Source organism: Saccharothrix longispora (assembly GCF_031455225.1).
Taxonomy (GTDB): Bacteria; Actinomycetota; Actinomycetes; order Mycobacteriales; family Pseudonocardiaceae; genus Actinosynnema; species Actinosynnema longispora.
In genome coordinates this window covers 2049734-2073345 of sequence record NZ_JAVDSG010000001.1, presented here as the reverse complement: position 1 = coordinate 2073345, position 23612 = coordinate 2049734, and the positions used below count along the sequence as shown (strand labels likewise).

The 23612-nt window shown below is 73.3% G+C and carries 21 protein-coding genes; 8 read left to right on the top strand and 13 right to left on the bottom strand.

Features of this window, described 5'->3' with window-relative positions; translation table 11 throughout:
- Positions 1 to 46: 46 nt before the first annotated feature.
- The 3 genes from J2S66_RS08700 to J2S66_RS08690 are packed head-to-tail and all read right to left on the bottom strand — an operon-like array spanning position 47 to position 2912.
- Positions 47 to 397: an HAD family hydrolase gene (locus J2S66_RS08700; protein ID WP_310306011.1), complete on the bottom strand. Its 351-nt coding sequence runs from the start codon at positions 395 to 397 to the stop codon at positions 47 to 49.
- The gene (locus J2S66_RS08695) at positions 364 to 822 is read right to left on the bottom strand and encodes a pyridoxamine 5'-phosphate oxidase family protein (protein ID WP_310306009.1); all 459 of its coding nucleotides are present in this window, start codon (positions 820 to 822) and stop codon (positions 364 to 366) included. Before J2S66_RS08695 ends, J2S66_RS08700 begins: the two co-directional genes overlap by 34 nt.
- 5 nt (positions 823 to 827) lie before the next feature.
- Positions 828 to 2912, bottom strand: coding sequence for a bifunctional diguanylate cyclase/phosphohydrolase (locus tag J2S66_RS08690; RefSeq protein WP_310306006.1), 2085 nt, complete (start codon positions 2910 to 2912; stop codon positions 828 to 830).
- 196 nt (positions 2913 to 3108) lie between these two features.
- On the opposite strand from J2S66_RS08690, the gene J2S66_RS08685 reads away from it, so the two are divergent.
- Complete coding sequence (locus J2S66_RS08685; protein WP_310306004.1) at positions 3109 to 3768, top strand: thiaminase II/PqqC family protein; 660 nt, start codon at positions 3109 to 3111, stop codon at positions 3766 to 3768.
- Between the two features lie 12 nt (positions 3769 to 3780).
- Here J2S66_RS08685 and J2S66_RS08680 read toward each other — a convergent pair whose 3' ends face one another.
- Both J2S66_RS08680 and J2S66_RS08675 read right to left on the bottom strand, forming a co-directional pair.
- Positions 3781 to 5901, bottom strand: coding sequence for a putative bifunctional diguanylate cyclase/phosphodiesterase (locus J2S66_RS08680; protein ID WP_310306003.1), 2121 nt, complete (start codon positions 5899 to 5901; stop codon positions 3781 to 3783).
- 175 nt (positions 5902 to 6076) lie between these two features.
- A complete protein-coding gene (locus tag J2S66_RS08675) occupies positions 6077 to 6250 on the bottom strand; it encodes a hypothetical protein (protein ID WP_310306001.1) in 174 nt (57 codons plus the stop codon).
- Between the two features lie 167 nt (positions 6251 to 6417).
- Here J2S66_RS08675 and J2S66_RS08670 point away from each other — a divergent pair, with 167 nt between their 5' ends.
- The gene (locus tag J2S66_RS08670; protein ID WP_310305999.1) at positions 6418 to 7590 is read left to right on the top strand and encodes a metallophosphoesterase; all 1173 of its coding nucleotides are present in this window, start codon (positions 6418 to 6420) and stop codon (positions 7588 to 7590) included.
- Between the two features lie 17 nt (positions 7591 to 7607).
- On the top strand, positions 7608 to 8519 hold the full coding sequence (locus J2S66_RS08665) for an NAD(P)H-binding protein (protein WP_310305997.1): 912 nt from the start codon (positions 7608 to 7610) through the stop codon (positions 8517 to 8519).
- Positions 8520 to 8541: 22 nt separating this feature from the next.
- Here J2S66_RS08665 and J2S66_RS08660 read toward each other — a convergent pair whose 3' ends face one another.
- The 6 genes from J2S66_RS08660 to ppk2 all read right to left on the bottom strand — a co-directional run bounded on the left by J2S66_RS08660 (position 8542) and on the right by ppk2 (position 16181).
- Complete coding sequence (locus J2S66_RS08660; RefSeq protein ID WP_310305995.1) at positions 8542 to 8790, bottom strand: hypothetical protein; 249 nt, start codon at positions 8788 to 8790, stop codon at positions 8542 to 8544.
- A gap of 72 nt (positions 8791 to 8862) precedes the next feature.
- Positions 8863 to 9342: a DUF4383 domain-containing protein gene (locus J2S66_RS08655; RefSeq protein ID WP_310305993.1), complete on the bottom strand. Its 480-nt coding sequence runs from the start codon at positions 9340 to 9342 to the stop codon at positions 8863 to 8865.
- A 654-nt stretch (positions 9343 to 9996) separates the two neighbouring features.
- Positions 9997 to 11139 carry a hypothetical protein gene (locus J2S66_RS08650; protein WP_310305991.1) on the bottom strand — a complete coding sequence of 381 codons (1143 nt, stop codon included), beginning with the start codon at positions 11137 to 11139 and terminating at the stop codon, positions 9997 to 9999.
- Between the two features lie 686 nt (positions 11140 to 11825).
- On the bottom strand, positions 11826 to 13256 hold the full coding sequence (locus tag J2S66_RS08645; RefSeq protein ID WP_310305989.1) for an RICIN domain-containing protein: 1431 nt from the start codon (positions 13254 to 13256) through the stop codon (positions 11826 to 11828).
- A 124-nt stretch (positions 13257 to 13380) separates the two neighbouring features.
- Complete coding sequence (locus tag J2S66_RS08640; RefSeq protein ID WP_310305987.1) at positions 13381 to 15084, bottom strand: alpha-glucosidase; 1704 nt, start codon at positions 15082 to 15084, stop codon at positions 13381 to 13383.
- A 107-nt stretch (positions 15085 to 15191) separates the two neighbouring features.
- The gene (gene ppk2, locus J2S66_RS08635; RefSeq protein WP_310305986.1) at positions 15192 to 16181 is read right to left on the bottom strand and encodes a polyphosphate kinase 2; all 990 of its coding nucleotides are present in this window, start codon (positions 16179 to 16181) and stop codon (positions 15192 to 15194) included.
- 435 nt (positions 16182 to 16616) lie between these two features.
- On the opposite strand from ppk2, the gene J2S66_RS08630 reads away from it, so the two are divergent.
- Genes J2S66_RS08630 through J2S66_RS08610 form a run of 5 tightly spaced genes read left to right on the top strand, consistent with a single transcriptional unit; the run spans position 16617 to position 20913 of the window.
- The gene (locus J2S66_RS08630) at positions 16617 to 17627 is read left to right on the top strand and encodes a protein kinase family protein (RefSeq protein ID WP_310305984.1); all 1011 of its coding nucleotides are present in this window, start codon (positions 16617 to 16619) and stop codon (positions 17625 to 17627) included.
- A 2-nt stretch (positions 17628 to 17629) separates the two neighbouring features.
- A complete protein-coding gene (locus J2S66_RS08625) occupies positions 17630 to 18616 on the top strand; it encodes a hypothetical protein (RefSeq protein ID WP_310305982.1) in 987 nt (328 codons plus the stop codon).
- On the top strand, positions 18613 to 19812 hold the full coding sequence (locus J2S66_RS08620) for an adenylosuccinate synthetase (RefSeq protein ID WP_310305981.1): 1200 nt from the start codon (positions 18613 to 18615) through the stop codon (positions 19810 to 19812). The genes J2S66_RS08625 and J2S66_RS08620 overlap by 4 nt, the downstream gene beginning before the upstream one ends.
- Complete coding sequence (locus tag J2S66_RS08615) at positions 19809 to 20444, top strand: NUDIX domain-containing protein (RefSeq protein WP_310305979.1); 636 nt, start codon at positions 19809 to 19811, stop codon at positions 20442 to 20444. The genes J2S66_RS08620 and J2S66_RS08615 overlap by 4 nt, the downstream gene beginning before the upstream one ends.
- A gap of 49 nt (positions 20445 to 20493) precedes the next feature.
- On the top strand, positions 20494 to 20913 hold the full coding sequence (locus J2S66_RS08610; RefSeq protein ID WP_310305977.1) for a PRC-barrel domain containing protein: 420 nt from the start codon (positions 20494 to 20496) through the stop codon (positions 20911 to 20913).
- Positions 20914 to 21001: 88 nt separating this feature from the next.
- Here J2S66_RS08610 and J2S66_RS08605 read toward each other — a convergent pair whose 3' ends face one another.
- Complete coding sequence (locus tag J2S66_RS08605) at positions 21002 to 22603, bottom strand: serine protease (protein WP_310305975.1); 1602 nt, start codon at positions 22601 to 22603, stop codon at positions 21002 to 21004.
- 7 nt (positions 22604 to 22610) lie between these two features.
- Positions 22611 to 23534: a lipase family protein gene (locus J2S66_RS08600; RefSeq protein ID WP_310305973.1), complete on the bottom strand. Its 924-nt coding sequence runs from the start codon at positions 23532 to 23534 to the stop codon at positions 22611 to 22613.
- Positions 23535 to 23612: the final 78 nt, after the last annotated feature.

Sequence of the window (23612 nt, the reverse complement as noted above, 5' to 3'; positions counted from 1 at the left end):
GATGTCTACCGAATCGCGCAAAAAGTTGACTGACCTTGTAGGCGCGTCATAGGCGCAGCAGTGCGGTGAGCGCGTCGGCGGTGTCGTGGGAGGTCCGGTCGGGCGCGGGCCACTCCGCCGGCCAGGGCCGACCGTGGCCGACCCACCACGTGCGGAAGCCCGCGCGCCCGCCGCCCACCACGGCCGGGTCGGGCTTGCGCCCGCCCGCCTCGCCCGACGCGCACCAGCCGTCCAGGTGCTCGGCCAGGCCGGTGCGCCGCAGCCCGGCCCCCTGGTTGTCCGGCTCGCCGTTGGTCACCACGCCGATCCGCCACCCGGCCGCCCACACCGCGAACGCGCCGGCGAGGTCGAGCAGGACGAGGCTCAGTACGCGCCCGCCAGCTTGCGGTGGTCCCACGAGACCACCGAGGTCGGCGTGAACCGCAGCCCGACGCGCTTGACCGCCTGGGCGGCGACGAACGCGTCCAGCTCCGGGCCGCTCTGCCCGGCGTAGCGGGCGGCCACGGCACCGCCGATGCGGGCCACCTCGGCCCGCTCCTCGACCAGCCGCACGTCGCACTCCATCGTGACGCCGCGCAGCTCCTCGTAGCTCTCGCCTGCCTCCAACTGGAGCGTCGCCTCGGGCGTGCGGCGCAGGTTCGCCACCTTCTGCGAGGCGCGGTAGGTCCAGGCGAGCAGCTCGCCGTCCTCGACCGCGAACCACAGCGGCACGAGGTGGGGCCTGCCGGCGCGGCCGACGGTGGCCACCGTGACGACGCGCCGCTCCTCCAGGAACGCGGCCACTTCGTCCGGGGTCATCGTGATCAGCGCGCGCCTCGACATGCGCGTCAGGATAGGGCGCTGCCCTCGCGCGCCCCGGCGGCCCCGGCGACCAGGTCGCCGACGGTGCCCTCCGCCAGCAGCTCCAGGAACACGTCGACCAGTTCCGGGTCGAACCGCGCGCCCCGGCCGGAGCGCAGCTCGCGCACGGCCTGCTCGTGCGTCAGCGCCCGCCGGTGCGGCCGGTCGGCGCACATCGCGGCCCACGCGTCGCACACCGACAGGATGCGCGCCTCCAGCCGGATCGAGTCGCGGGTCAGGCCGTTGGGGTAGCCCGCGCCGTCCCACCGCTCGTGGTGCTGCCGGATCACCTCGGCAACGTCGGCGTGGTCGGGCAGCACGCCCACCATCCGCGCACCGCTGTCGGGGTGCTCGTGCAGCAGGTGCCACTGCTGGTCGGTGAGCGGGCCGGACTCGGTGAGCAGGTCGTCGGGCAGCACGATCATGCCGACGTCGAGCAGGCGTCCCGCGCGGTGCGCGGTGCGGATCTGGGCCGGGTCGCAGCGCAGGCGCTCGGCCACGGTCCTCGCCCACTCGGCGATGGCCAGGCTGCGCCCGGGGCTCGCCACCCGCAGGTCGACCAGGTCCGCGACCTGGTTCAGGTAGTCCACCGCGACGTCCTCCCGGTGTTCGGCGATCGAGGTGCCGCCGGCCACGGCGCGGTCCCGACCGAGGTCCTTGGCCAGGTACAGCGCGCGGTCGGCCGCGGACACCAGCGCGGACGCCGTGCAGTGGTGCGAGGCGAACGCGGCGGTGCCGGCGGAGAGCGTAACCGTCACCGACCGCCGGTCGCTCACGGCGATGGGCCGGCACGCCACGCCGTGCCGCAACTCCTCGGCCAGCCGCGTGGAGTTCCCGGCGTCGGCGCCCGTGACGATCAGCGCGAACTCCTCGCCGCCGTAGCGGGCGAGCACGAGGTCGGGTCCCGCGACCGCGCGCAGCCGGTCGGCCACCTCGACCAGCACCCGGTCGCCCGCGGGGTGGCCGTAGCGGTCGTTGATGGCCTTGAACCGGTCCACGTCGAGGATCACCACGGCCAGCGGGACGCCGGTGCGGCGGGCCCGCGCCACGTCCTCGGCGAGCCGCCCCTCGAAGTACCGCCGGCTGCGCAGCCGGGTGAGGGCGTCGGTGATGGCCAGCCGCCGCTGGTCCACGGCGAGGCCCGCGAGCCGGGTCGCGGTGAGCGCGAACAGCAGGGCGCAGCCGATCGCGATCACCGGCACGTCCTGCTCCATGCCTCGCGCGTGCTGGAAGAGCAGCAGCAGCGGACCGATCAGCGCGCCCGCGGACAGCACCGCCAGGCGCGGCCAGCTCAGCCGCAGGGCGGGCACCTCGGCGGGCTGCGCGATCCGCCCCATGGCCGGGTGCAGCGCGCACGCGCCGAGCGCGAGGTTGCCGCCGAGCCAGACCGCGTCGAGGAAGTTGCCCGCCGCATAGGTGCCGTCGAGCCGTTGGAGGACGTACACCGTGTCAGCGGTCATGATCGCCGCGAGCCAGGCGGTGAGCAGCACGAACGAGCCGTCCCGGCGTCCCGCGCCGAACAGCAGCCGCAGCGAGGCCAGCAGCACGACCAGGTCCATCAGCGGGTAGGCCAGCGAGGCCGCCTCCACCAGCGGCGACGTGCCGAGGCGGGTCTGCGGCCCGATGACGAACACCCACGACAGCAGGCCGGCGACCACGGTCAGCGACACGGCGTCGAGCAGGCCTGGCAGGTCGCGGTCGGAGCGGCGCTGCCGGATGAGCACGACCAGGCCGACCACGACGAGCGGGTAGTGGCCGAGGTAGAAGACGTCTGCGACGGCCGGGTAGCGGGTCTCGTTGAGCACGTAGTGCGAGACGTAGAACGTGGCGTCGGCGAGGGCGTAGACGACCTGGCTGAGCCCGAGCACGATCCACGGCGCGCGTTTGCCCGGCCGGTTGCGGCGAATTCCCCACCACACGGCGACCGCGGCCGACGTGCTGACCGCGCAGTAGACGATTACCCGCAGGGGAACCGTTCCGACGAAGATCGGCAGTGCGTAGTAGGCGCACACCGCGAGGAACCCGAATAACAGGTAACCGATCCACAGGCGGTTCTGCCCGGCGGTCGGCATTTCGCGGTTTTCGACCGGGGTGGCTTCGGAGGCGCGCAATCCCGGTGCTCCTTCTGCGGCATCGCGTGGTCAGGGCGGCGGAGAGCCATTCGCAGTCTCCCACACTCGCGGGGACGAGTGGGTCACGGCACGGATAGAGTGCCATTGGTGTCGCACCGCGTTCGACGGCGACGCGGCGACAGGCCGAGGGGGATGGATGCCCAGGAACACGAAAGCCCTGTTGGAACGCGTGCGCGAGGAGTTGAAGCACGACGGCGGCACGAACCGGTTGGTCCCGTTGATCGCCAGCGGCGAGGCGTCGGTGGAGGCGTTGAAGGCGTTGGCGGCGGAGGAGGACCGCATAGTTCGCAGCGACTGGCGAGCCTTCCTCACCTTGGCGGCGCAGTCGACGGAACTCCCGCAGCGCGAGTTCTTCTCGACGGTGGCGAGCGGCGAGGGTCTGGCGCTGGCCAAGCTCGGTGATTTCGCCGCGGCGTGCGGCCTCTCCCCCGACGACGTCGCCGACTACCGCGCGCTGCCCGGTTGCCAGGCGTACCCGTCGTACGTGGCGAGGCTCGCCCTGGACGGCAATCCGCACGACGCGCTGCTCGCGATTCTGGCGAACTTCGCGGAATGGGGCGGCTATTGCGCGACGATCGCGGCGGCGCTGCGCGAGCACTACGGTTTCGACGACGCGGGCTGCGCGTTCTTCGACTTCTTCGCCGAGCCCGCGCCCGAGTTGGACGAACTGGGCCTGCGCGCGCTCGACGCCGTCCTCGACACGGGCTGGGCCGTCTCCGGCGCGATGCCCCAAGCGCTCCTCCTGCACTCCTACGAGTTGATGTTCTGGAACACGCTGGCCGACGAGAAGGCGTGATCGGCGGGCGCCTCACCTGGCGACGGAGGGCTGGGCGTCCCAGTTCTCCGCCAGGTCGGGGCGCCCGAACAGGTAGCCCTGGGCGTAGTCGCAGCCGGCCGCGCGCAGCCAGTCGGCCTGCTCCTGCGTCTCGATGCCCTCGGCCACGGTGTGCGCGCCGAGCACCTCGGCGAGGTCGATGATGCAGCGCACCACCCCGGCGGTGCGACCGGCGTCGTCGAGGTTGCCGGTGAACGACTTGTCGATCTTGACGACGTCGAACGGGTAGCGCTGGAGGTAGCTCAGCGACGAGTAGCCCGTGCCGAAGTCGTCCAGGGCGACGCGCACGCCGGTCTCGCGGACGTCCATCAGCCCCCGCATGGCGGCCTCGTCGGCCCACACGGACTCGGTGACCTCGACGGTGAGCCGCTCCGGCGGCAGGCCGGAGGTCTTGAGCACGCGGTCCAGCGAGGGCAGGAACGCGGGCGCGGAGAGCTGGCGGGTGGACACGTTCACCGTGACCCCCAGCGCGCGGCCCTGCTCACGCCACCGCATCGCCTGCTCGCAGGCGCCCGCGAGGACCTTGTTGCCCAGCGGCACGATGAGGCCGGTCTCCTCGGCCAGGCCGATGAACTCGCCGGGGCCGAGCAGGCCGTGGCCGGGGCGCTGCCAGCGCACCAGGGTCTCCGCGCCGGTCGCCCGGCCGGTCGAGAGGTCCACGATCGGCTGGTAGTGCAGCACGAGCTGCCCGTCGGCGACGGCGGAGCGCAGGTCGGCCTTGTCGCGCTGCCGGGCCAGCACCCGCTCCCCCATCTCCGGCCGGAACAGGCGGATGCGCGCGCCGCCCTCGCGCTTGGCCACGTACATCGCGGTGTCGGCGTCGCGCAGCAGGTCGGCGGTGCCGAGGCCGGGCTGCGACACGGAGATGCCGACGCTGGCGCGGATCACGGTGTCGTGACCGAGGCCGGTGAGCGGTCGGGCCAGTTCGGACAGCACGCGGGTCGCCAGGCGGGCGGACTCGCGCACGTCGTGGCCGGGCGCGAGGACGGCGAACTCGTCGCCGCCCAGGCGGGCCGCGGTGGCCACGGGGCCGACGGCGCGGCCGATGCGCTCGGCGGCGGAGACCAGGTACCAGTCGCCCGCCTCGTGCCCCTCGGCGTCGTTGACCTCCTTGAACCCGTCGAGGTCGATGACGAGCAGGCCGACGGCCTCACCGGAGCGCAGCGCGTCGTCGACGAGGTGCAGGAAGTGGGTGCGGCCGGCGAGGCCGGTCAGCTCGTCGCGCTCGACGCGGGAGCGCAGCGCGTCCTCCCAGTGACGGCGCTTGCTCACGTCCAGCGCGGTGACCAGGGTGTGCCGGTCCGGCACGTGGTCCACGGGCACGGCCTGCACGGCCAGCACGGCGGTGGTGCCGTCGGGGCGCTCGACGTCGACCTCGACGGGGTCGTCGGCGCCGCGGCAGCCCCGGCCGCAGGCGGTGATGTCCGGGCCGTGCGGGCAGGGCACGCGGCCGGGCCGGCCCTCGGGCCAGTCGAACAGGCGGCGGGCCCGGTCGTTGTGCAGGGTGGGCGCGCCGTCGCCGTCGAGCAGCACGAGGCCGACGGGGCTGGCGCGGATGACGGCCTCGACGGTGCGGTGGGCGGCTTCGAGGCGGCGCGCGGAGCGGACGATCTCGTGCAGCGCCAGGGACACGATCGTGAGGCCCACCAGGGGCAGCAGGGTCGAGGCGAGGAGCGGTCCGGTGGCCTCGACCGGTTCGAGGACCACCCACGCGCCGACGCCGGTGAGGTAGCCCAGCAGCACGGGCACGGACTTGACCGGCAGCAGCACCGCGTCGCCGCGCAGGGCGCGCCGCACGACGACCGCGAACAGGAACCCGATGGCGGGTTCGGTGTTGGGCAGCACCAGCACCGCGCCGCACGCGGCCACGGCCTCCACACCCGTCGTCCACCACGGGTCGCCGTCCGGCCGCAGCCACCAGGAGGCGAGGACGCCGACCACGAGCAGCGCCAGCGGGATGCGCGCGAGGCCGGAGCCGACCAGGACGAGCTGGACGGTGAAGGCCACGCAGGCGAGCCACGCGAACAGCTCGGTCAGCTCGGTGATCCGGCGCACACCGGCCTGTCCGGGTGATGACAGGGCGTCATCGACCACGGCACGCGATCGACGAGCCACGCCCCGTTACCCCCCAGTCAAGCTGCGATCGGCCGAACATCCCGGTCGGGAGATCGCACTATGCTGAGCGGGAACCCGTGGGGCAACCGCCATTCGGGTGAGTCCACTGTGGACGCGCGAAAATGCGGACCCGCCGGTCGAGCCGGCGGGCGCGTCAGCCGGCGGGCGTCGCCTCGTCCGGCGGCTCCGCGTCGGGCGTCGGGTCGGGCGTCGTCCGCCGCAGGTCCGCGGCGATCGACTCGGCCTCGTCGATCGCGCGCTGCGAGTCGGCCAACCGCTCGTCCTCGTCGGGGGTTCGGGCCTCGGGCACCTCGTTCACGTCGGACATGGCCCTGGGTTGCCGGGCGGCGTCGGGCACAAACTTTGGACAGGGCGCGGGGCGAGGCGTACCGTCGATAACAGCCCACCGGTTCGTAAAGTCGCGTACCCGCGGGAGTCCGGTGCCGTCGAGTCCCGGTGCCCGTCGAGTCCCCGTGATCCCGTTGAGGAGAGCCCATGTCGACCCGGACGCCCGCGCCGCCCCGCCCCTCGGCACGGCGGCGCGCCACGTTCACCGCGGTGCTGCTGGTGCTGACCGCGCTGCTGTTCTGGGTGCCGTGGGCCGGCCTGCTCGCGCCCAGCGCGCGGTGGCCGTGGCCGGTGCAGGTCGTGGGCACCGCGTTCTTCGCGGTGGCCTCGGTGGCGTTCCCGCTGCTGCTGGTCCGCGCGCACGGTCGCCGCCACTCCGACCGGGCGTCCCGGGCCGCGCACGCGATGCTGGGCGTGGCGTGGGTGTTCTTCGCCTGGACGCTGATCACCGACGTGCTGCGCCTGGTCCTGGCGGTCGCGGGCGTGGACAACCCGTTCCGGTCCCGGTTGATCGCCGTCCTGCTGCTGGTGATCGGCACGGCCCTGGTCGCGTACGGCGTCCACGAGGCGCGCCGCGTGCCGCGGGTGAAGCGGGTGGACGTGGCGCTGCCGAGGCTGGACGCCGCGTTCGACGGGCTCACCGTCGCGGTGCTGGCCGACACCCACTACGGCGCGATCGACCGCACGGCGTGGTCGCGGGCCACCGTCGAGGCGGTCAACGCGCTCGGCGCGGACGTGGTGGTGCACGTGGGCGACATCGCCGACGGCACCGTGGAGCAGCGGCGCGGCCAGGCGGCCCCGCTGGGCGACGTGCGGGCGCCCCACCGGTTCTACGTGTCGGGCAACCACGAGTACCTCGGCAACGCCCAGGCGTGGCTGGACCACATGACCGAACTGGGGTGGACGAGCCTGCACAACCAGCACCGGGTGCTGGAGCGCGGCGGCAGGCGCCTGGTGTTCGCGGGCGTCGACGACGTCACCGCCGCGCACTCGGGCGAACCCGGTCACGCCGCGGACCTGGACGCCGCGCTGTCGGGCACGCGCACCGACGACCCCGTGGTGCTGCTGGCGCACCAGCCGAGCGAGATCGGCAAGGCCGTCGCGGCCGGGGTGGACCTCCAACTGTCCGGGCACACGCACGGCGGCCAGATCTGGCCTTTCCACCTGCTGGTGCGGTTGCAGCAGCCGGTGCTGGCCGGGTTGAGCCGGCACGGCGAGCGCACCCGGCTCTACACCAGCCGGGGCGCGGGGTTCTGGGGCCCGCCGCTGCGGGTGTTCGCACCGAGCGAGATCTCCCTGCTGACGCTGCACGCCGCCTGAGGCGGCATGATCGGCCCATGAGGGTCGTGGTGGTGGGTGCGAGCGGGTTGATCGGGCAGCACGTCGTGGCGCGGCTGCGGGAGTCGGGGCACGGGGTGACGTCGGTGGCGCGGACGGCGCGGGCCGGCGTCGACCACGCGCTGGACGCGACGTCGGCCGCGGCGGCGGACTTCCGGGCGCTGCTGGCCGGGCACGACGGCGTGGTGTTCGCGGCGGGCGCCGACGACCGCGAGGCACCGCACGGCCCCGCCTACCCGGTGTTCCACCGCGGCAACGTGGCCCCGGTCGTGCGACTGCTCACCGCCGCGCGCGAGGAAGGGCTGACCCGGGCCGCCGTGGTCGGCTCGTACTACACGCACTTCCACCGCGAGCACCCGGAGTGGCGGCTGGCCGAGCGCCACCCGTACGTCCGCAGCCGGGTCGAGCAGGCGCGCGGCGCACGGGAGGCGGCCGGCCCGGACCTGCCGGTGGCGGTGCTGGAACTGCCGTTCGTGTTCGGGCGGGCGCGGGACAGGCTGCCGAACTGGGCCGGGCCGCTGGACGCGTGGGTGCGCTCGCGCTCGCCACTGCTGGCCCCGCCCGGCGGCAGCGCGGCGACGACGGTCGCGCACGTGGCCGAGGTCGCGGTCGACGCGCTGGAGCGGGCGTCCGGTGAGGACCTGCCGGTGTCGCTGGAGAACCTCACGTGGAAGGACATGTTCGGCCGCATCGCCGCCGCCGCGGGGCACGCGCGCCCGGTGCGCGCCCTGCCCGGCGCACCGGTGCGGGCGGGGCTGCTGCTGACGGGTCTCGCGCACCGCGTGCGGGGCAGGCAGTCCGGACTGGACCTGCGGCACCTGGGCGACCTGGTGCTGCGCGAGCTGTTCGTCGCGCCGGCGCGCGCGGGCTCGGTCGACGCGGCGCTCGCGGAGACCTTCCCGCGTGCCTGACGTCCCCCGGGACGGGCCGCCGTCAGTAGCGGCGGCCGCCCCGGTGCGGCGGCTCGTCGTAGTCGTAATCGTCCTCGGGGACCTCGAACGGCAACGGCCGGTTCGTCCACGAGTCCAACAGCAGCACGAGCAGCGCGAACACCACGACGACGACGCCGACCCAGGCCAGGCCGCCCCACACCATGACGCCCGCGATCAGCAGCATCGGCACCACCAGGAACAGGATGAACGGGTCGATCCGACCGAACTTCCTGCTTGCCGAACCCGCCATCTACGTCCTCCCAGTCAAGCGCCTCCCCGGGTGAACTTACGCGATCGCGTTCACCCGGCGGTCGACCGGGCGTCACCGACCGCGTTGTTCGCGGTCCGGGTACTGGCCTCGAGAGCGTTCCACAAACGTGGCCACGACCGCCAACAGGACCATGCCCGCGCCGAGCCCGAGGTGCAGCAGGTTGTCGGCCGCGTTGAACGGCACGAAGTTCGCGCCGCCGTCCTCGCCCACGATCGACCCGTAGACCCAGAGCAGCAGGTAGGCGAACCCGCCGGCGACGAGGAACAGGCGCGCGGCGCCGCGCGTACGCGCGGCGGCCAGGCCCGCGGCGCCGAACAGCAGGTGCACCAGGTTGTGCAGCACTGAGACCTGGAACACACCGAAGAGCAGCGCGTGCGAGTGCGGTCCGGCGAAGCCCAGCTCGCCGTACTCCGCGGTCACGCCCGGGACGAACCCGAGCACACCGACCACCAGGAACACCGCACCGACGAGCAGGGCGAACACCTGCACCGGCCGGCGGTCCGCCTCGACGCGCCTCGCAGAGGTCGTCATCCCGTTCCTCCGATCGTCCCGATCCCGACCGTCATACCCGCGGTGGTCATGCCGAAACGAGGACCACGCGTTCGCGGCCACCCTTCTCCGGCACAGGAGTGACCGACCACTCGTGGTCGGAGGCAGTCGTGCGCGAGGTGTCCGCGAAGCGGGTGCGCCGTCGTCCGGGATCAGCGCGACGAACCCGCCGGGGTCGTGCCGGCAGGCCGGTGTCCAGTGGCGTTCCAGGAAATCCCGCAGTGCTTCCGCGCGGTCGGTGCGCGTCGCGGGTGTCCGCGCGACGGGGTCGTGGGCGAGCAGCATCCGCGCGAACCGCTGGACGCGGTCGACGGGACGGTTCCCCGCCCGGAGGCGGACCCTGTCGGGTAGGCGATCCGCGCGGCGGACCCCGGTGACCGCAGCCGGGCGAGCGTGTGCACGACGTCGTCGAGGTGGTGCGCGTCGGCGGCCCCGTCGACTTCTCTCCGGGTGAGCGAGGTGCGCAGGAGCAGGACGTGCGCTGCGAGACCGGCGGGAGTCCTCCCGGCGCGTGCAGACGTCGACGGTGCGGCTGCTGGTGGCATCGACGCGCTCCCGGTCGGCGGTGGTGGAGGCCGACAGCGGTGAGGCCGGGGGCCGCGGAGGCGGCCGACCGCCGCCATCGCGGCCCGGCCGTCAGGGCATCCGGGCCGCGATGGCGGCGGCGATCGGTTCCAGGCGGGCGCGCATGTCGGCGGGCGTCCAGTCCGCGTTGCCGTTGGTGAGCCCGCAGTCGATGCGGACCAGGTGGAACCCCTTCGTGAACTCCAGGCTGAACGAGGAGGAGTTGCCGACGCCGAACACGGCCCCGTCGCCGACGCCGGGAACGTCGACGGCGCCCTTGATGTCGCGGCGGTCCTCGGCGAGCGCGGCCCGCGCCGCCGCGTCGTCGGGGTGCGGGGTCACGGTGACCTTCGGGGACAGCGCACCGTCCATGTGGGTGGTTCCCCCGGGGGTCGGCAGGCCGCGGTTCGGTGCGGCGGTGGTGCGCCTGCACGTGCTGGTGATCGGCCCCGCCGGCGTGGCGCCGTAGGTGCGGTCCACGTTGGTCGGGTCGACGACGTAGCCCGTCGCGTCCTGGAAGTCCGCGCCGATGAACGCGGTGCAGGCGTCGATGACCACCTGCCGGCCGCCCTGGCTCAGGTCGCCGAGGTCGGCCGCCGCGTCGGGCGCGTCGGGCACGCCCCGGACGACCGCCGCGGCGAGCGCGGCGAGCGTGGCGTCGGGGATGGCCGGCTTCTTGTTGCTCCAGACCAGGTTCATCCTGAACCGCGTGTTGCGGACCCACCCGGACACCTCGGCGGCGCCGTCCCCGTCCTGCACGACGACCCCCTCGACGCCCGGCAGCGGCCGTCCCGGCGCCGCGCTCCCCGGCTCCACCACGCCGTCCTTGCCGTACTGCTCCAGCTCCAGCGTCAGGCTGCGGAACACGGCCTTCTCGTAGTCGACCGGCCTGACGTCGCACGTCGACCGCACCCCGAAGGTCCACGTCGGCGGTGACGCCGCGTCGGCGGGCGGCAGGGGGTCGGCGAAGGTCTCCTGCACCCGCAATCCCCCGCTGCCCACCGCCCCGATCCGGGCAGACGTGCTCGACGGATCGAGCAGCCCGCAGGCGTTGACGTACGGGTACGGGCCGACGCAGTACTCCCCCGAGCAGCTCGCGCCACCGGTGGCGTCGCCGCCCCGGCTGCCCGTGGGGGACCCGTCGCCGTCGTCGCCGAGGACCGACCAGGCGGTGATCCCCGCGGCCACCAGCACCACCACCAGTGCCAGGACCACCCACGCCGCCCTGTTCCCGCGGCGCGGGGGCGGGGCGTACGCCGGTCCGCCGGGTCCTGCCGGGTGGGCGGGCCCCGTCGGGTAGGCGGGCCAGGGTTGCCCGCCGGGGTGCGGACCCCGGGCCGGTCCCGGTCCACCCGGTCCCCCGTGACCCTGCGGGTGCGGCGGCGGATACGGCGACGACATGCGCGACACTAAATCACACCTGTTCACACCCGGTGGGCCGATCGGCGGTACACCCGACGGCTTCCGGCCGCGGTGGGCCGCACCCCTCGGGACGGCCCACCGCGGCCGTCCGGCCGCTCCGTGCGCGGGCGGACCCCCAGTTTGGCCGCCCGTGCGGGCGTGGTCACTCTGTACGGTCCCGCGTGCAGGCGGCTTGCGCTTTTCTGCAATCCGCAGGTACGGGACTTGCGACGCGAACGGGATGTGTCGTGGGTCACGTACCGGAGATCCTGTGGGTGGGCGGTCCGCCGTGCTCCGGCACGAGCCCGGAGGTCGCCTTCGGCCGGTGGACGGCGTGGCGCCCGGTTCGCGCGGGTCGTGGCCCGGCGGGCGCGGGCGCCGGGCCACCGGGTGGACGTGGTCGACGGGACCGTTCGACGACGGGCCTGCTGCCGGGGTGGCCGGTCGGTTCCCGACGGGGGTGCCGGGCGCGGACGTCGCGCCCGGCACCGGGGACGCGATCACGCGCCGCGGCGTGTCCACTGCTGGTTGGTGCCGCCGTTGCACGCGTGCTGCTTGACCAGGGCCCCGTCGGCGCTGGACCCGCTGGTCACGTCGAGGCACTTGCCGCTGTGCCGCGCCACCAGCCGGTGGTGCGAGCCGGTGGCCTGGAACTGCCACTGCTGGTTCGCGCCGCCGTTGCAGGTGTGCTGGGCGACGGCCGCGCCGTCGGCGGCGGAGGCGTCGGCCACGTCCAGGCACTTCCCGCTGTGCCGGGCGATCAGCCGCGCGTACCCGCCGCCCGCGTCCTCCAGCTGCCACTGCTGGTTCTGGCCGCCGTTGCACGGGTACTGCTTGAGCGCGGCGCCGTCGGCGCGCGAGGAGCTCGGGATGTCGGCGCACTTCCCGCTGTGCCGGGCGACGAGGGTCTCGTAGGGCGTGCCGCCGCCGACCGGGTCCACGGCGCCCGTCGCGGTGTCGATGGCGACCTGCGGCGACCAGCCCATCGTCATGCTGGTGGCCGAGGGGAACCGCAGGGGCAGCCAGACGTACCGGGACTCGGTGACGCGCCCGCCCCACGCCCCGGCCCACCGGTCCCCCAGGTACAGGTAGGACGTGGTCCGGCTGCCCTGCACGGGCAGCACGTAGGCGGTCTGGGAGCCGTAGGCGGTGCCGTCGCCGACGTTCGACAGCCCGCTCCAGCCGCCGGCGACACTGCTCGCGGTGGCGTACTTCTGCTGGTTGGGGCCCCAGCCGGTGGCGCCGGAGGTGAGCAGGAAGTACACGCCGTCGCGCTTGAACATCGCGGGCGCCTCGCGGTAGGAGCCGGGCCACAGGTTGTGCACCAGCGAGGCGACGCCCAGGTAGTCCGGGGTGAGGCGGTAGACGTGCAGGTCGGCGTTCTCGCGGGCGGCGGAGATCATGTAGCCGGTGCCGTCGTCGTCGCGGAACAGGGTGATGTCGCGGGACATGTGCCCCAGCGGGCGGAAGCTGCCCCGGTAGGCGTAATCGCCGTCGACCGCGGAGGACGTGGCCACGGCGGCGCGGGCCTCGCCGTAGTCGCTGCCGTTCTCCTTGTGCATCCACATGACGAACTGGCCGGTGGAGCTGTTGAACACCACCTTGGGCCGCTCGATGTTGGCGAAGCCCAGTTCGGCCGCGGAGGACCGGGTGAGCACGTCCCGGCGGAACTCCCAGTTCCGCAGGTCGGTGGACCGGTACGCCGAGACCGAGCGGAACGTGTTGTCGGCGTTGCGGTTCTCCCCGAACCAGTAGTAGTGGGAGCCGACCTTGAGCACGCCGCCGCCGTGGGCGTGCACGACGGCGCCCGAGGTGTCGGTGAACTGGACGCCGTTGGTCACCGTGACCACCGCCGCCCGGGCCGGGACCGCGACGGCGGTGAGGGCCAGCAGGGCGGCGGTGGTTCCGAGCGCGAAGCGTCTGCGCAGCATCGCGACGCTCTCCTTCCTCGTTGAGGGAGATCGCCTCGGCGGTGAAGGCTCGCCACCGACCGTAGCCACTGAACCGGTTCGGCGGAAGGTCGGCGGTGTACCGGGAGCGGGCTGGGGTCGGCGGTCAGCGCAGGAGCACGAGGGCCTCCCACGGCCCCAGTTCGGCGTGGCCGTCGGCGACGCGCGGCTCGTCGGAGTTGGCCAGCACCACGTGCCCGGCGTCCCAGCCGGGTTCCAGTCCGGCGGTCCGCGGCTCGCCGCCCAGGTTGGCCACGACGAGCAGCCGCCGCTCCCCCAGCGTGCGTTCGTAGCAGTAGAGGGCGGGGTCGTCGGGGTGCAGCATGCGGAAGTCGCCGACCGCGACGACGGGGTGCTCGTGGCGCAGCGCGATGAGCCGCCGGTAGTGGTTGAACACCGAGCGCGGGTCGTCGTACTGGGCGGCGGCGTTGAGCCAGGTGTGGTTGGGGTTGACCGCGAGCCACGGCTCGCCGCTGGTGAACCCGGCGTTCGGCGTGCCGTCCCACTGCACGGGGGTGCGGGCGTTGTCGCGGCCCATGGCGCGCAGGCCGCGCAGCACGACCTCGGGGTCCGCGCCCGCGGCGACCGCCTCGCGGTGGTGGTTGACCGACTCGACGTCGCGCATGTCCTCGACGGAGGCGAACGGGGCGTTGGTCATGCCCAACTCCTCGCCCTGGTACACGTAGGGCGTGCCGCGGTGCAGGTGCAGCACGGTGGCCAGGGCGGTGGCCGACTCGCGCCACCACCGGTCGTCGTCGCCGAAGCGGGACACCACGCGCGGCTGGTCGTGGTTGTTCCAGTAGAGGCTGTTCCAGCCGACCTCGCCGAGCGCGGTCTGCCAGCGCCCGAGGGACGCCTTGAGCAGCCGCAGGTCCAGCGGCCGGGGGTCGAACTTGCCACCGGGGCCGTGGTCGAGCGAGACGTGCTCGAACTGGAACACCATGTCGACCTCGCGCCGCGCGGGGTCGGTGAACAGGACGGCGTCCTGCCAGGTGACGCCAGGCATCTCGCCGACGGTGAGGAAATCGCCCTCGCGGCCGCCGAAGACCTCGCGGTGCATCTCCTGGAGGTACTCGTGGACGCGCGGGCCGGTGGCGAAGTGCGGGAACCCGTCGCCGACGCCGCCGACGCCGGTGGTGGCGCCGTCGGGCAGGGCCGGGTCCTTGGAGATGAAGTTGACCACGTCCATCCGGAAGCCGTCCACGCCCCGGTCCAGCCACCACCGCATCATGTCGTACACCGCTTCGCGGACCTCGGGGTTCTCCCAGTTGAGGTCGGGCTGCTTGCGGTCGAACAGGTGCAGGTAGTACTCGCCCGTCGCCTCGTCGAGGTGCCAGGCGGGGCCGGAGAAGAAGGAACCCCAGTTCGTGGGCTCCGCGCCGGGCTGCCCGGCCTCGAAGCCCTCGCGCGGCGGGCGCCACCAGTACCAGTCGCGCTTCGGGGCGTCGCGGGAGGAGCGCGACTCGACGAACCACGGGTGCTCGTCGGAGGTGTGGTTGACCACCAGGTCCATCACGAGCTTCATGCCGCGCGCGTGCAGGTCGGCGACGAGGGCGTCGAAGTCGTCGAGGGTGCCGAACGACGGGTCGATCGCCCGGTAGTCGGAGATGTCATAACCGTTGTCGGCCTGCGGGGAGGCGTAGACCGGGGAGAGCCAGACGACGTCGACGCCCAGCCGTTGCAGGTGCCCCAGCCGCGCGGTGATGCCGCGGAGGTCGCCCACGCCGTCGCCGTCGGAGTCGGCGAAGCTGCGCGGGTACACCTGGTACACCACGGCTGACTGCCACCACGCGGTCCGGTCGTGGGTCATCGGCATCCCCCTGCACGTCGGTTCCGGCATCCGGTCGGTGATCAGTTCACCGTGGACGGCGGGCCGGGGCAACCCGGCGGGGCGCGCCGCCCGGGGTCGCGCCGGCGTCAGGCCCGGGTGTCCTCGGGGTGGATGCCGGGGCCGTGGTCGGGGTCGTCGGTGGGTGCGATGGGCGTGGGGCTGAGCGAGGACTCGTCCTCGCCCTCCTCCAGCAGGGTGGCCGCGGCGCCGACGACGCGCGGATCGGGTTCGCCGACCACCTCCGGGTCCTTGTCGGCGTAGTCGATGCGGGCCAGGATGCTGCGCATGGCCTCGATGCGGGCGCGCTTCTTGTCGTTGCTCTTGACGACCGTCCACGGCGCGCGGGCGGTGTCGGTGGCGCGGAACATGGCGACCTTGGCCTCGGTGTAGGCGTCCCACCGGTCGAGCGAGCGGATGTCGTTGGGACTGAGCTTCCACTGCCGGACGGGGTCGACCTGGCGGATGAGGAACCGGGTGCGCTGCTCGGCGCGCGACACCGAGAACCACAGCTTGACCAGCACGGTCCCGTCGTCGACCAGCATCTTCTCGAACGTGGGCGCCTGCCGCATGAACCGCTGGTACTGCTCGTCGGTGCAGTAGCCCATCACCCGTTCGACGCCGGCCCGGTTGTACCAGGAGCGGTCGAACAGCACGATCTCGCCGGCTGTGGGCAGGTGGTTGACGTAGCGCTGGAAGTACCACTCCCCCTGCTCGCGGTCGGTGGGCTTGCCCAGCGCCACCACGCGCGCGCCGCGGGGGTTGAGGTGCTCGGTGAACCGCTTGATGGTGCCGCCCTTGCCGGCGGCGTCGCGCCCCTCGAACACGACGACCATGCGCCCGCCGGTGTCCTTGATCCAGTACTGGAGCTTGAGCAGCTCGATCTGGAGCAGCCGCTTGGCCAGCTCGTAGTCCTCGCGCGTCATCCGCTCCCGGTACGGGTAGTTCTCCCGCCAGGTGTCGATGAGCGTGCCGTCGGCGTGGCGCAGGACCGGGTCGTCGGCGTCGTCGTAGTCCACCACCAGGCCGGAAAGGTCGAGCCCGGGGAACCGTTCGGAGAGGTCGAGCGCGGTGTTCACGATTCGGACGTACCCGGCGCCGCGGGTGGGCAAACTGCGTGGTCACACGTCCGGCGGGAGGGTGTGCGCCCGGCGTCGGGGTCCTCGACCAGCGCGGGCGACAGGTGGTTCGTCGGCTCGTCCGGCAGCAGCTCGACCGGCCGTGGTCGAGCACCACGCGCCCCGGGGCAGCTCGTGGTGATCCCGTGCGGGGCGAGTTGCGCGGTGCGCAAGGCGGACTCCCGTCCCGGGCGGGAAGCGGACACGCCGGCGCGTCGGTGCGGAGCGGGAGGAGGCGCTCGCGGAGCGGGGCTCCACGCGAACGCGCGACCGACGATCACAGGAAGGAAATCGACATCGCCGGAACCACACACCGACGGTGACGCACCGTCACGTGACGGGGACCACAACGGCATTCCACCCCACAGCATGGTTTGAGTCGTATAGACTCAAACCATGCTCACCAGGCAGGAAGCCCTCGACCGGGTCGAACAGGCCCGCGACGCGGCCGACCTGTTCGGCCCCCGCGACCCCGCGCGGCGCAAAGAAGCACAACGCCTCTACCGGTCACTGGCCGCCGTCCTGCACCCCGACAGAGCCGGCCCCCACGACACCCAGGCACACGCCGCCTCCGCCGAACTCACCCGACTGCACCACGAGTGGCAGCAGACCCCCACCACCGAACTCCACACCGCCACCGCCACCTACCGCACCACCGAACTCCACGCCGTCGGCAGCGTCGCCAACCTCTACCGCACCGACGGCCCCCACCTCGTCAAACTCGTCCGCAACCCCGCCCTCAACCCCCTCCTGCACGCCGAGTGGCACGCCCTCACCGCACTCCGGCGCCTCACCGACCGCCACCCCTGGCTGCGCCCCTACTACCCCCGCCTCCTCGACACCTCCGGTGACGTCCCGCGCGGCGACCGCGCCTTCACCGTCCTCGAACCCCTCACCACCGGCTTCACCACCCTCACCGAGGTCAAGAAGGCCTTCCCCGGAGGACTCGACGGCCGCGACCACGCCTGGATGCACCGCCGCCTCCTGCGCGCCGTCGCCGGCGCCCACCTCGCCGGACTCGTCCACGGCGCCATCACCACCGACAACGTCCTCGTCCACCCCGCCCAGCACGGCATCGTCCTCGTCGGCTGGACCTTCGCCGTCGACAACGGCCAACCACCCCTCGCCACCGACAAGACCACCCGCTACCCACCCGAAGTCCACACCGGACACTCCCTAACCCACGCCACCGACGTCCACATGGCGCACACGCTCATGCTGGACCTCCTGGCCCCCGGCGAAACCCGCCAACGCGCCTTCGCCCGCGGCTGCACCCAGGACGACCCCGCACAACGCCCCGACGCCGCCGACCTGCTCACCGAGTACGACGAACTGCTCCACGACCTCTACGGCGAACGCACCTACCGACCGTTCGCACTCCCCGACACCGACACGACAGGAGCCTGACCATGGGACACGGCAAGTGGGACGACAACGCCTACGCGGCGGCCAAGACCTTCCGCGCCGCCAAGGGCGTCGACGACTTCGGCTACACCGCCGCCATGCGCAAGACCTCGTCCGCCAACTGGAAGGCCGACCCCTCGCTCGACCCCAAGGGCGTCACCGCCCGCGAGTGCCGCGACTCCCCCGACCACGCCGACTCCACCCCCATCGCCGTCCTCTTCGACGTCACCGGCTCCATGGGCCGCGTCCCCCAGATCATGCAGCGCAAGCTCGGCAAGCTGCACGGCCTCATCCAGCGCAAGGGCTACCTCACCGACCCCCAACTCCTCTTCGGCGGCATCGGCGACGCCGACAGCGACCGCGTCCCCCTCCAGGTCGGCCAGTTCGAGTCCGACAACCGCATGGACGAACAACTCCGCACCATCTTCCTGGAGGGCAACGGCGGCGGCCAGAAGAGCGAGTCCTACGAACTCGCCGCCTACTTCATCGCCCGCCACGTCGTCACCGACGCCTGGCAGAAGCGCGGCCGCAAGGGCTACCTCTTCCTCATCGGCGACGAGCTCAACAAGCCCCGCCTCGAAGCGCGCCACATCCGCCGCATCATCGGCGACGACATCACCCAGGACATCGACCCCGCCTCCGTCTACCGCGAACTCGCCCGCAAGTGGCACGTCTACTTCGTCCTCCCCAACCAGTCCTCCTACTACAACGACCCCCAGATCGCCGACCACTGGCGCGACCTCCTCGGCCAGAACTTCCTCAAGCTCGACGACCCCGGCGCCGTCTGCGAGCTGATCGCCGCCACCATCGGCCTCGAAGAACGCGTCGTCGACCTCGACCAGGCGCTCGTCGACCTCGCCGAGGTCGGCTCCGCCGCCGAGGGCGAAGCCGTCGGCAAGGCCCTCGTCCAGGTCGGCGCACGCACCCCCGCCACCCGCCGCACCGCCACCCCGCCCGCCCTCGACGGCCCCGACGACGTCACCCTGTCATGACCACCGACCTCACCGGCCACGTCATCGTCGTCGGCCTCGGCTTCGGCGACGAGGGGAAGGGAGCGGTCGTGGACGCCCTGTGCCACGACCGCCCCACCACCGCCGTCATCCGCTTCAACGGCGGCGCCCAAGCCGCCCACAACGTCGTCGCCGACGGCCGCCACCACACCTTCAGCCAGTACGGCTCCGGCACGCTCGCCGGCGTGCCCACCCACCTCTCCCACCACGTCCTCGTCGAGCCCATCGCCCTCGCCACCGAAACCCGCGAACTCGAAGCCCTCGGCGTCCCCGACCCCCTCGACACCCTCACCATCGACGCCGACGCACTCCTCACCACCCCCCTCCACATCGCCGCCAACCGCGCCCGCGAGGACGCCCGCGGCGACGGCCGCCACGGCTCCTGCGGCAAGGGCATCGGCGAAACCGCCTGGTACGCCCTCCTGCACGGAGCCGCCGAAGGCGACGTCGTCGAACACCAACGCGTCACCGGCACCCCCGGCGAACCACCCCGCGTCGGCGACTGCGCCCACCCCACCACCCTGCGCCGCAAGCTCGACGACCTCGCCCGCTTCTACCGACCGCTCATCGGCGACGCCCCCGTCATCGACGACCTCGTCGCGCTCTACCGCGACTTCGCCACCGCCGTCCGCACCACCCGCGGCGACGAGGTCGGCCGCCTCGCCGACACCGCCACCGGCCGCCTCGTCCTCGAAGGCGCCCAAGGCGTCCTCCTCGACCAGCACCACGGCTTCCACCCCCACACCACCTGGTCCACCACCACCCCCCACAACGCCCGCGCCCTCCTGCGCGGACGCCCCGCCACCACCCTCGGCGTCACCCGCACCTACCAGACCCGCCACGGCGCCGGACCACTCCCCACCGAGGACCCCGCCCTCCTCGCCCGCTTCCCCGAACGCCACAACGACACCGGCCACTACCAGGGCGCCTGGCGCACCGGCCACCTCGACGCCCGACTCCTCACCTACGCCGCCGACGCCTGCGACGGCCTCGACGGCCTCGCCGTCACCCACCTCGACGCCACCGACCTCCGCGTCACCACCGCGCACGGCACCCACGACATGCCCGACCCGCGGCACTGGATCGCCGACCACCTCGACCGGCCCGTCCTGGTCACCGGACACGGCCCCGACCGCACCCACTACACCGTCCGGACGTGCGCGACAATCACCCCATGATCGAGTCGACCCCGGTCTCGGTGGACGTGCTGGCCCTGCGCTTCGACCCGGTCGGGCGCGCCGTCCTGCTCGGCACCGCACCCCGCGCCGCCGAGCCGTTCGCCGGGGAACTCGCCCTCCCCGGCGTCCTCCTCGGCCTCGGCGAACGCCTCCGCGACGCCGCCCGCCGCGCGGTGACCGACAAGCTCGGCCTCCGCGCCGACGCCATCTCCGCCACCGGGCAGCTCGCCACCTTCGACGAACCCTCCCGCGACCCCCGCGGGCCCACCCTGTCCGTCGCCCTCTGGGCCACCCTCGACCCCACCCGCCTCACCGACGGCCCCACCCACTGGGCGTTCCTCGCCGAGGTCCCACCCCTGGCCTTCGACCACGACCGCATCGTCGCCGACTGCCGCCCCCTCCTGGCCGACAAGCTCTGGCGCGACCCCGCCTTCACCGCCGGCCTGCTCGGCCCCGAGTTCACCACCGCCCACGCCCTCGACGTCACCGAGGCGCTCACCGGGGACCGCCCCTACCCCGCCAACCTGGGCCGCACCATGGAACGCGTGCCCGGCCTCCGGCGCACCACCCAGCACGCCGCCGCCCTCCCCCGAGGCGGAAGACCACCCTCCGTGTGGCGCTGGGACTCATGAGTCACTCGAATGGGTACCCCTCCCCCGTCACCGGACAGAGGAGGACCACATGCAGCCACACCCCTTCCCCTTCGCGCCCTGGGTCTGGCGCGACGCGGTGACCGTCCTGGACAGCCCCACCAGGACCATCGCCCAGGACCGCGGCCGCCCCGACGTCGGCCTGCTCGGCTACGAGGTGGACGCGGTCGACGGCCGCATCGGCAAGGTCGACGAGCACAACGCCGAACTGCCCGCGGACTGCCTCCTGGTGGACACGGGAACCTGGCTGACCAGCCACCGGGTGGTGCTGCCGGTGGGCGCCATCTGCGAGGTCGACCACGACGCCAAGCTGGTCCGCGTCGACCGGACGAAGAAGCACGTCACCGACGCGCCCGCCTACGACCCGGAGCACCTCGACGCCGACGACTACCGCCGTCGCCTGGGCGAGTACTACACCGACAGCTACCGCACCAGTCCCACGACCGAGTGATTCTTTTTAAGCAACACTGAAGTCATAAAGAGCGTCGAACGACCGAGGCCACCGCGCGCCCACCCGTGCGGTGGCCTCGCGTCGGGGGTCAGGAGCGCCCGGCGTCCAGCGCCGCCGCCAGCTCCTGCCGCACCCGGTCGAACCAGACGCCCTCGTTGGCCGGGTACAGGCCGGGCCTCCCGTTGAGCCGCGCCATCCGCGTGCCGCCGGCGTGGTGGACCGCGATCAGGTCCCACTGGCGGTTGAACACGGGACTGCCGGAACTGCCCTCCTCGGTCGGCGTGCGGTAGTGCAGGCGGGTGTCGTCGGCGTCGAGCAGCCGGTTGTCCTGCACCGACAGCATCACCTGCTCGCGACCGCGCGGGTGGCCGATGACGTAGGCGCTGGTCGGCTCGTCGGGCCGCAGCACGGGGCGGCGGCGGGCCGGTGGGCAGCGGGTGGCCTGCGCGGGCACGCCGTCCAGCTCGGCGACGGTCACGTCCAGCCGGTCCACCGGCGAGGACCAGAGCACCCGCCTGATCCGGTGCCCCGGACCGCCCTCCAGCGCGCGGAACGTCACCAGCGCCCGGTCCGGGTGCAGCGCGCCCGGGTGGTCCGCCGACACCACGTGCGCGTTGGTCACGAGCACCACGTCCGGGCACGACGGGTGCAGCGCCTTGCCGTCCACCAGGAACCCGGTGCCCACTCCCCCGTCCACCGGGTCCTCGACCAGCGCCACGGCCCGGCACCGCTCCAGCGCCGTGCGGAACCACGTGAGGCTCTGGAAGCCCTCGTCGCCCAGCAGCTTCTGGAGGTGGTCGAGCCGGTCGAGCACCTCGTCGCTCAGCTCGGCCGCGCCGACCGCGACGTCACCGGCCGGCCGACGGGCCAGCAGCGCGCCCGCCAGCACCGGCAGCAGGGACAGGCCGGGTTCGCGGGACGCGTCCAGCTGCCACACGTCCCGCAACTGCCGCAGGGTCCCGGCGATCTCGAACGCGTCGGCGCCCGCGCCCAGGTAGGCGTGCAGCCGCTCCACCGCCTCCTCGTGCCTGCCCAGCGCCACGCACGCCTCCAGCGCGGTGCCGTGGTCCCACACGCCGGCGGCGTGGCCGAGACCCGTGGCGGCGGCCAGCACGTTGCGCGCGATCAGCAGCGGGTCGCCGGGCAGGTCGACGCGGTCCTCGCGGGCCCGCACCAGCAGGGCGACCAGGTTGATGCCGTGCCAGGCGAGCCCGGCCTGGTCGTACACGCCGCGGTAGTGCTCGACGGCGAGTTCCAGGAAGCGCCGCCTGCGGGCCGGGGCCGTCGGGGCGGTCGCGACGTACATCTGCTTGTAGGCCCGGCCGAGCAGGCCGCGGACCTCGGTCGCCTCGTACGGGCTCGACGCGACGTCCTCCAGCAGGCGTTCGAGCACCGCGACGGCGGCCGTGAGCACGCCCTGGTCCAGCAGCGCCTGGGCGTAGTGCCGGCGGATCGTCGGATCGGACCGCCCCGCCTGGACGAGCGCGTCGGCGACCCGGCGCAGCGGCCCGAAGTACCGCTTGCGCCGCAGTTCGCCCAGCACGCGGTGGGCCTGGTCGAGCGGGTAGGGGCGCTCGTCGACGCGCAGGTCCTCGACCAGGTCCGCGCACAGGGCTTCCACCCGCGGCCGGTCGAGCGCGTCGACCGCGCGGAACAACTCGACGACCGAGGTCCGGCGGTCCCAGGTCACCCGGTCGTCACCACTCCCCGTCCAGCATCCCGGCCAGCGCGTCCCGCAGCCCGGCGCCCGCCAGGTACTTGTCGGCGCCGTGCCGCCAGGCCCCGCGGTTCGGCGCGCCGACGTCCACGACCGCCTTCACGCCCTGGCGGCGGAAGTCGTTGGCCAGCAGGGCGTCCACGCCCGCGACGGGGTCGAGCCGGTCGTAGACGTTCACCCACTGCCGCACCCCCGCCGGGAACCCGTCGTGGCGGGTCCACTCGGGGCGGAGCCGGTCCTGCACCTCGTCGATGCCCAGCGGGCTGCCGAACGTGAGCAGGCCGTCCACCCGCGGGCAGTCCGGCAGCCGCTTGACGCAGTCGTAGGCGATGACGGTGCCGAGGCTGTGCGCCACGACGACGTGCGGGCCGGGCCGCCGCGCGCCCTCGTCGAGCGCCCGCAGCACCCGCGCGCGGATCTCGCGCCGGATCGAGTACATCTCGCCCTCTCGCGGGCTGAACTCGGTGTCGAACAGGTAGTGGTGGGCGTCGCGCAGGAACACCTTCATCAGGCGTCGCTTGACGAACCACGGTAGCAGCACGCGTTCCCTCGTCGGATCGGGTTCGACGCCCGCGGGCAGCACCGGGTCGTCGGAGGCGAATTCGTCCAACCCGACGCGGTCGGCCAGCGCCGCGACGAACGACGCCTCGACGCCGGTGGACCGCACCAGCCACCGCATGCCGATCTCGGGCGCCTCGACCTCCAGCGAGCCGCGGGCGTCCTCGTAGCGCGCTTCCGGCAGCGGCGCGGGGTGCAACAGATCGGCCCAGTAGACGAACGTGCTGGTCACGCCGGAAGCGTCGAGGTCGAGGCCGTTCTCGGCGAGGACCCGCCGCCAGTTGCGGCCCAGCCTCGGCGCAGGCGGTTTGTTGCCGATTCCGTGGATGAACGTGACGTGCGGCAAGCCCGTGCACCTTTCCCGCGCGATCGTCTCGAACGGTACTTCGCCATTGGACGTCACCACGTTACCAATGGCGGAGTA

Coding starts and splice junctions, on each gene's coding strand:
- J2S66_RS08695 (WP_310306009.1), bottom strand. CDS start 822: ATGTCGAGGCGCGCGCTGATCACGATGACCCCGGACGAAGTGGCCGCG.
- J2S66_RS08690 (WP_310306006.1), bottom strand. CDS start 2,912: ATGCCGACCGCCGGGCAGAACCGCCTGTGGATCGGTTACCTGTTATTC.
- J2S66_RS08685 (WP_310306004.1), top strand. CDS start 3,109: ATGCCCAGGAACACGAAAGCCCTGTTGGAACGCGTGCGCGAGGAGTTG.
- J2S66_RS08675 (WP_310306001.1), bottom strand. CDS start 6,250: ATGTCCGACGTGAACGAGGTGCCCGAGGCCCGAACCCCCGACGAGGAC.
- J2S66_RS08670 (WP_310305999.1), top strand. CDS start 6,418: ATGTCGACCCGGACGCCCGCGCCGCCCCGCCCCTCGGCACGGCGGCGC.
- J2S66_RS08665 (WP_310305997.1), top strand. CDS start 7,608: ATGAGGGTCGTGGTGGTGGGTGCGAGCGGGTTGATCGGGCAGCACGTC.
- J2S66_RS08660 (WP_310305995.1), bottom strand. CDS start 8,790: ATGGCGGGTTCGGCAAGCAGGAAGTTCGGTCGGATCGACCCGTTCATC.
- J2S66_RS08655 (WP_310305993.1), bottom strand. CDS start 9,342: ATGACGACCTCTGCGAGGCGCGTCGAGGCGGACCGCCGGCCGGTGCAG.
- J2S66_RS08645 (WP_310305989.1), bottom strand. CDS start 13,256: ATGCTGCGCAGACGCTTCGCGCTCGGAACCACCGCCGCCCTGCTGGCC.
- J2S66_RS08640 (WP_310305987.1), bottom strand. CDS start 15,084: ATGACCCACGACCGGACCGCGTGGTGGCAGTCAGCCGTGGTGTACCAG.
- J2S66_RS08630 (WP_310305984.1), top strand. CDS start 16,617: ATGCTCACCAGGCAGGAAGCCCTCGACCGGGTCGAACAGGCCCGCGAC.
- J2S66_RS08625 (WP_310305982.1), top strand. CDS start 17,630: ATGGGACACGGCAAGTGGGACGACAACGCCTACGCGGCGGCCAAGACC.
- J2S66_RS08620 (WP_310305981.1), top strand. CDS start 18,613: ATGACCACCGACCTCACCGGCCACGTCATCGTCGTCGGCCTCGGCTTC.
- J2S66_RS08615 (WP_310305979.1), top strand. CDS start 19,809: ATGATCGAGTCGACCCCGGTCTCGGTGGACGTGCTGGCCCTGCGCTTC.
- J2S66_RS08610 (WP_310305977.1), top strand. CDS start 20,494: ATGCAGCCACACCCCTTCCCCTTCGCGCCCTGGGTCTGGCGCGACGCG.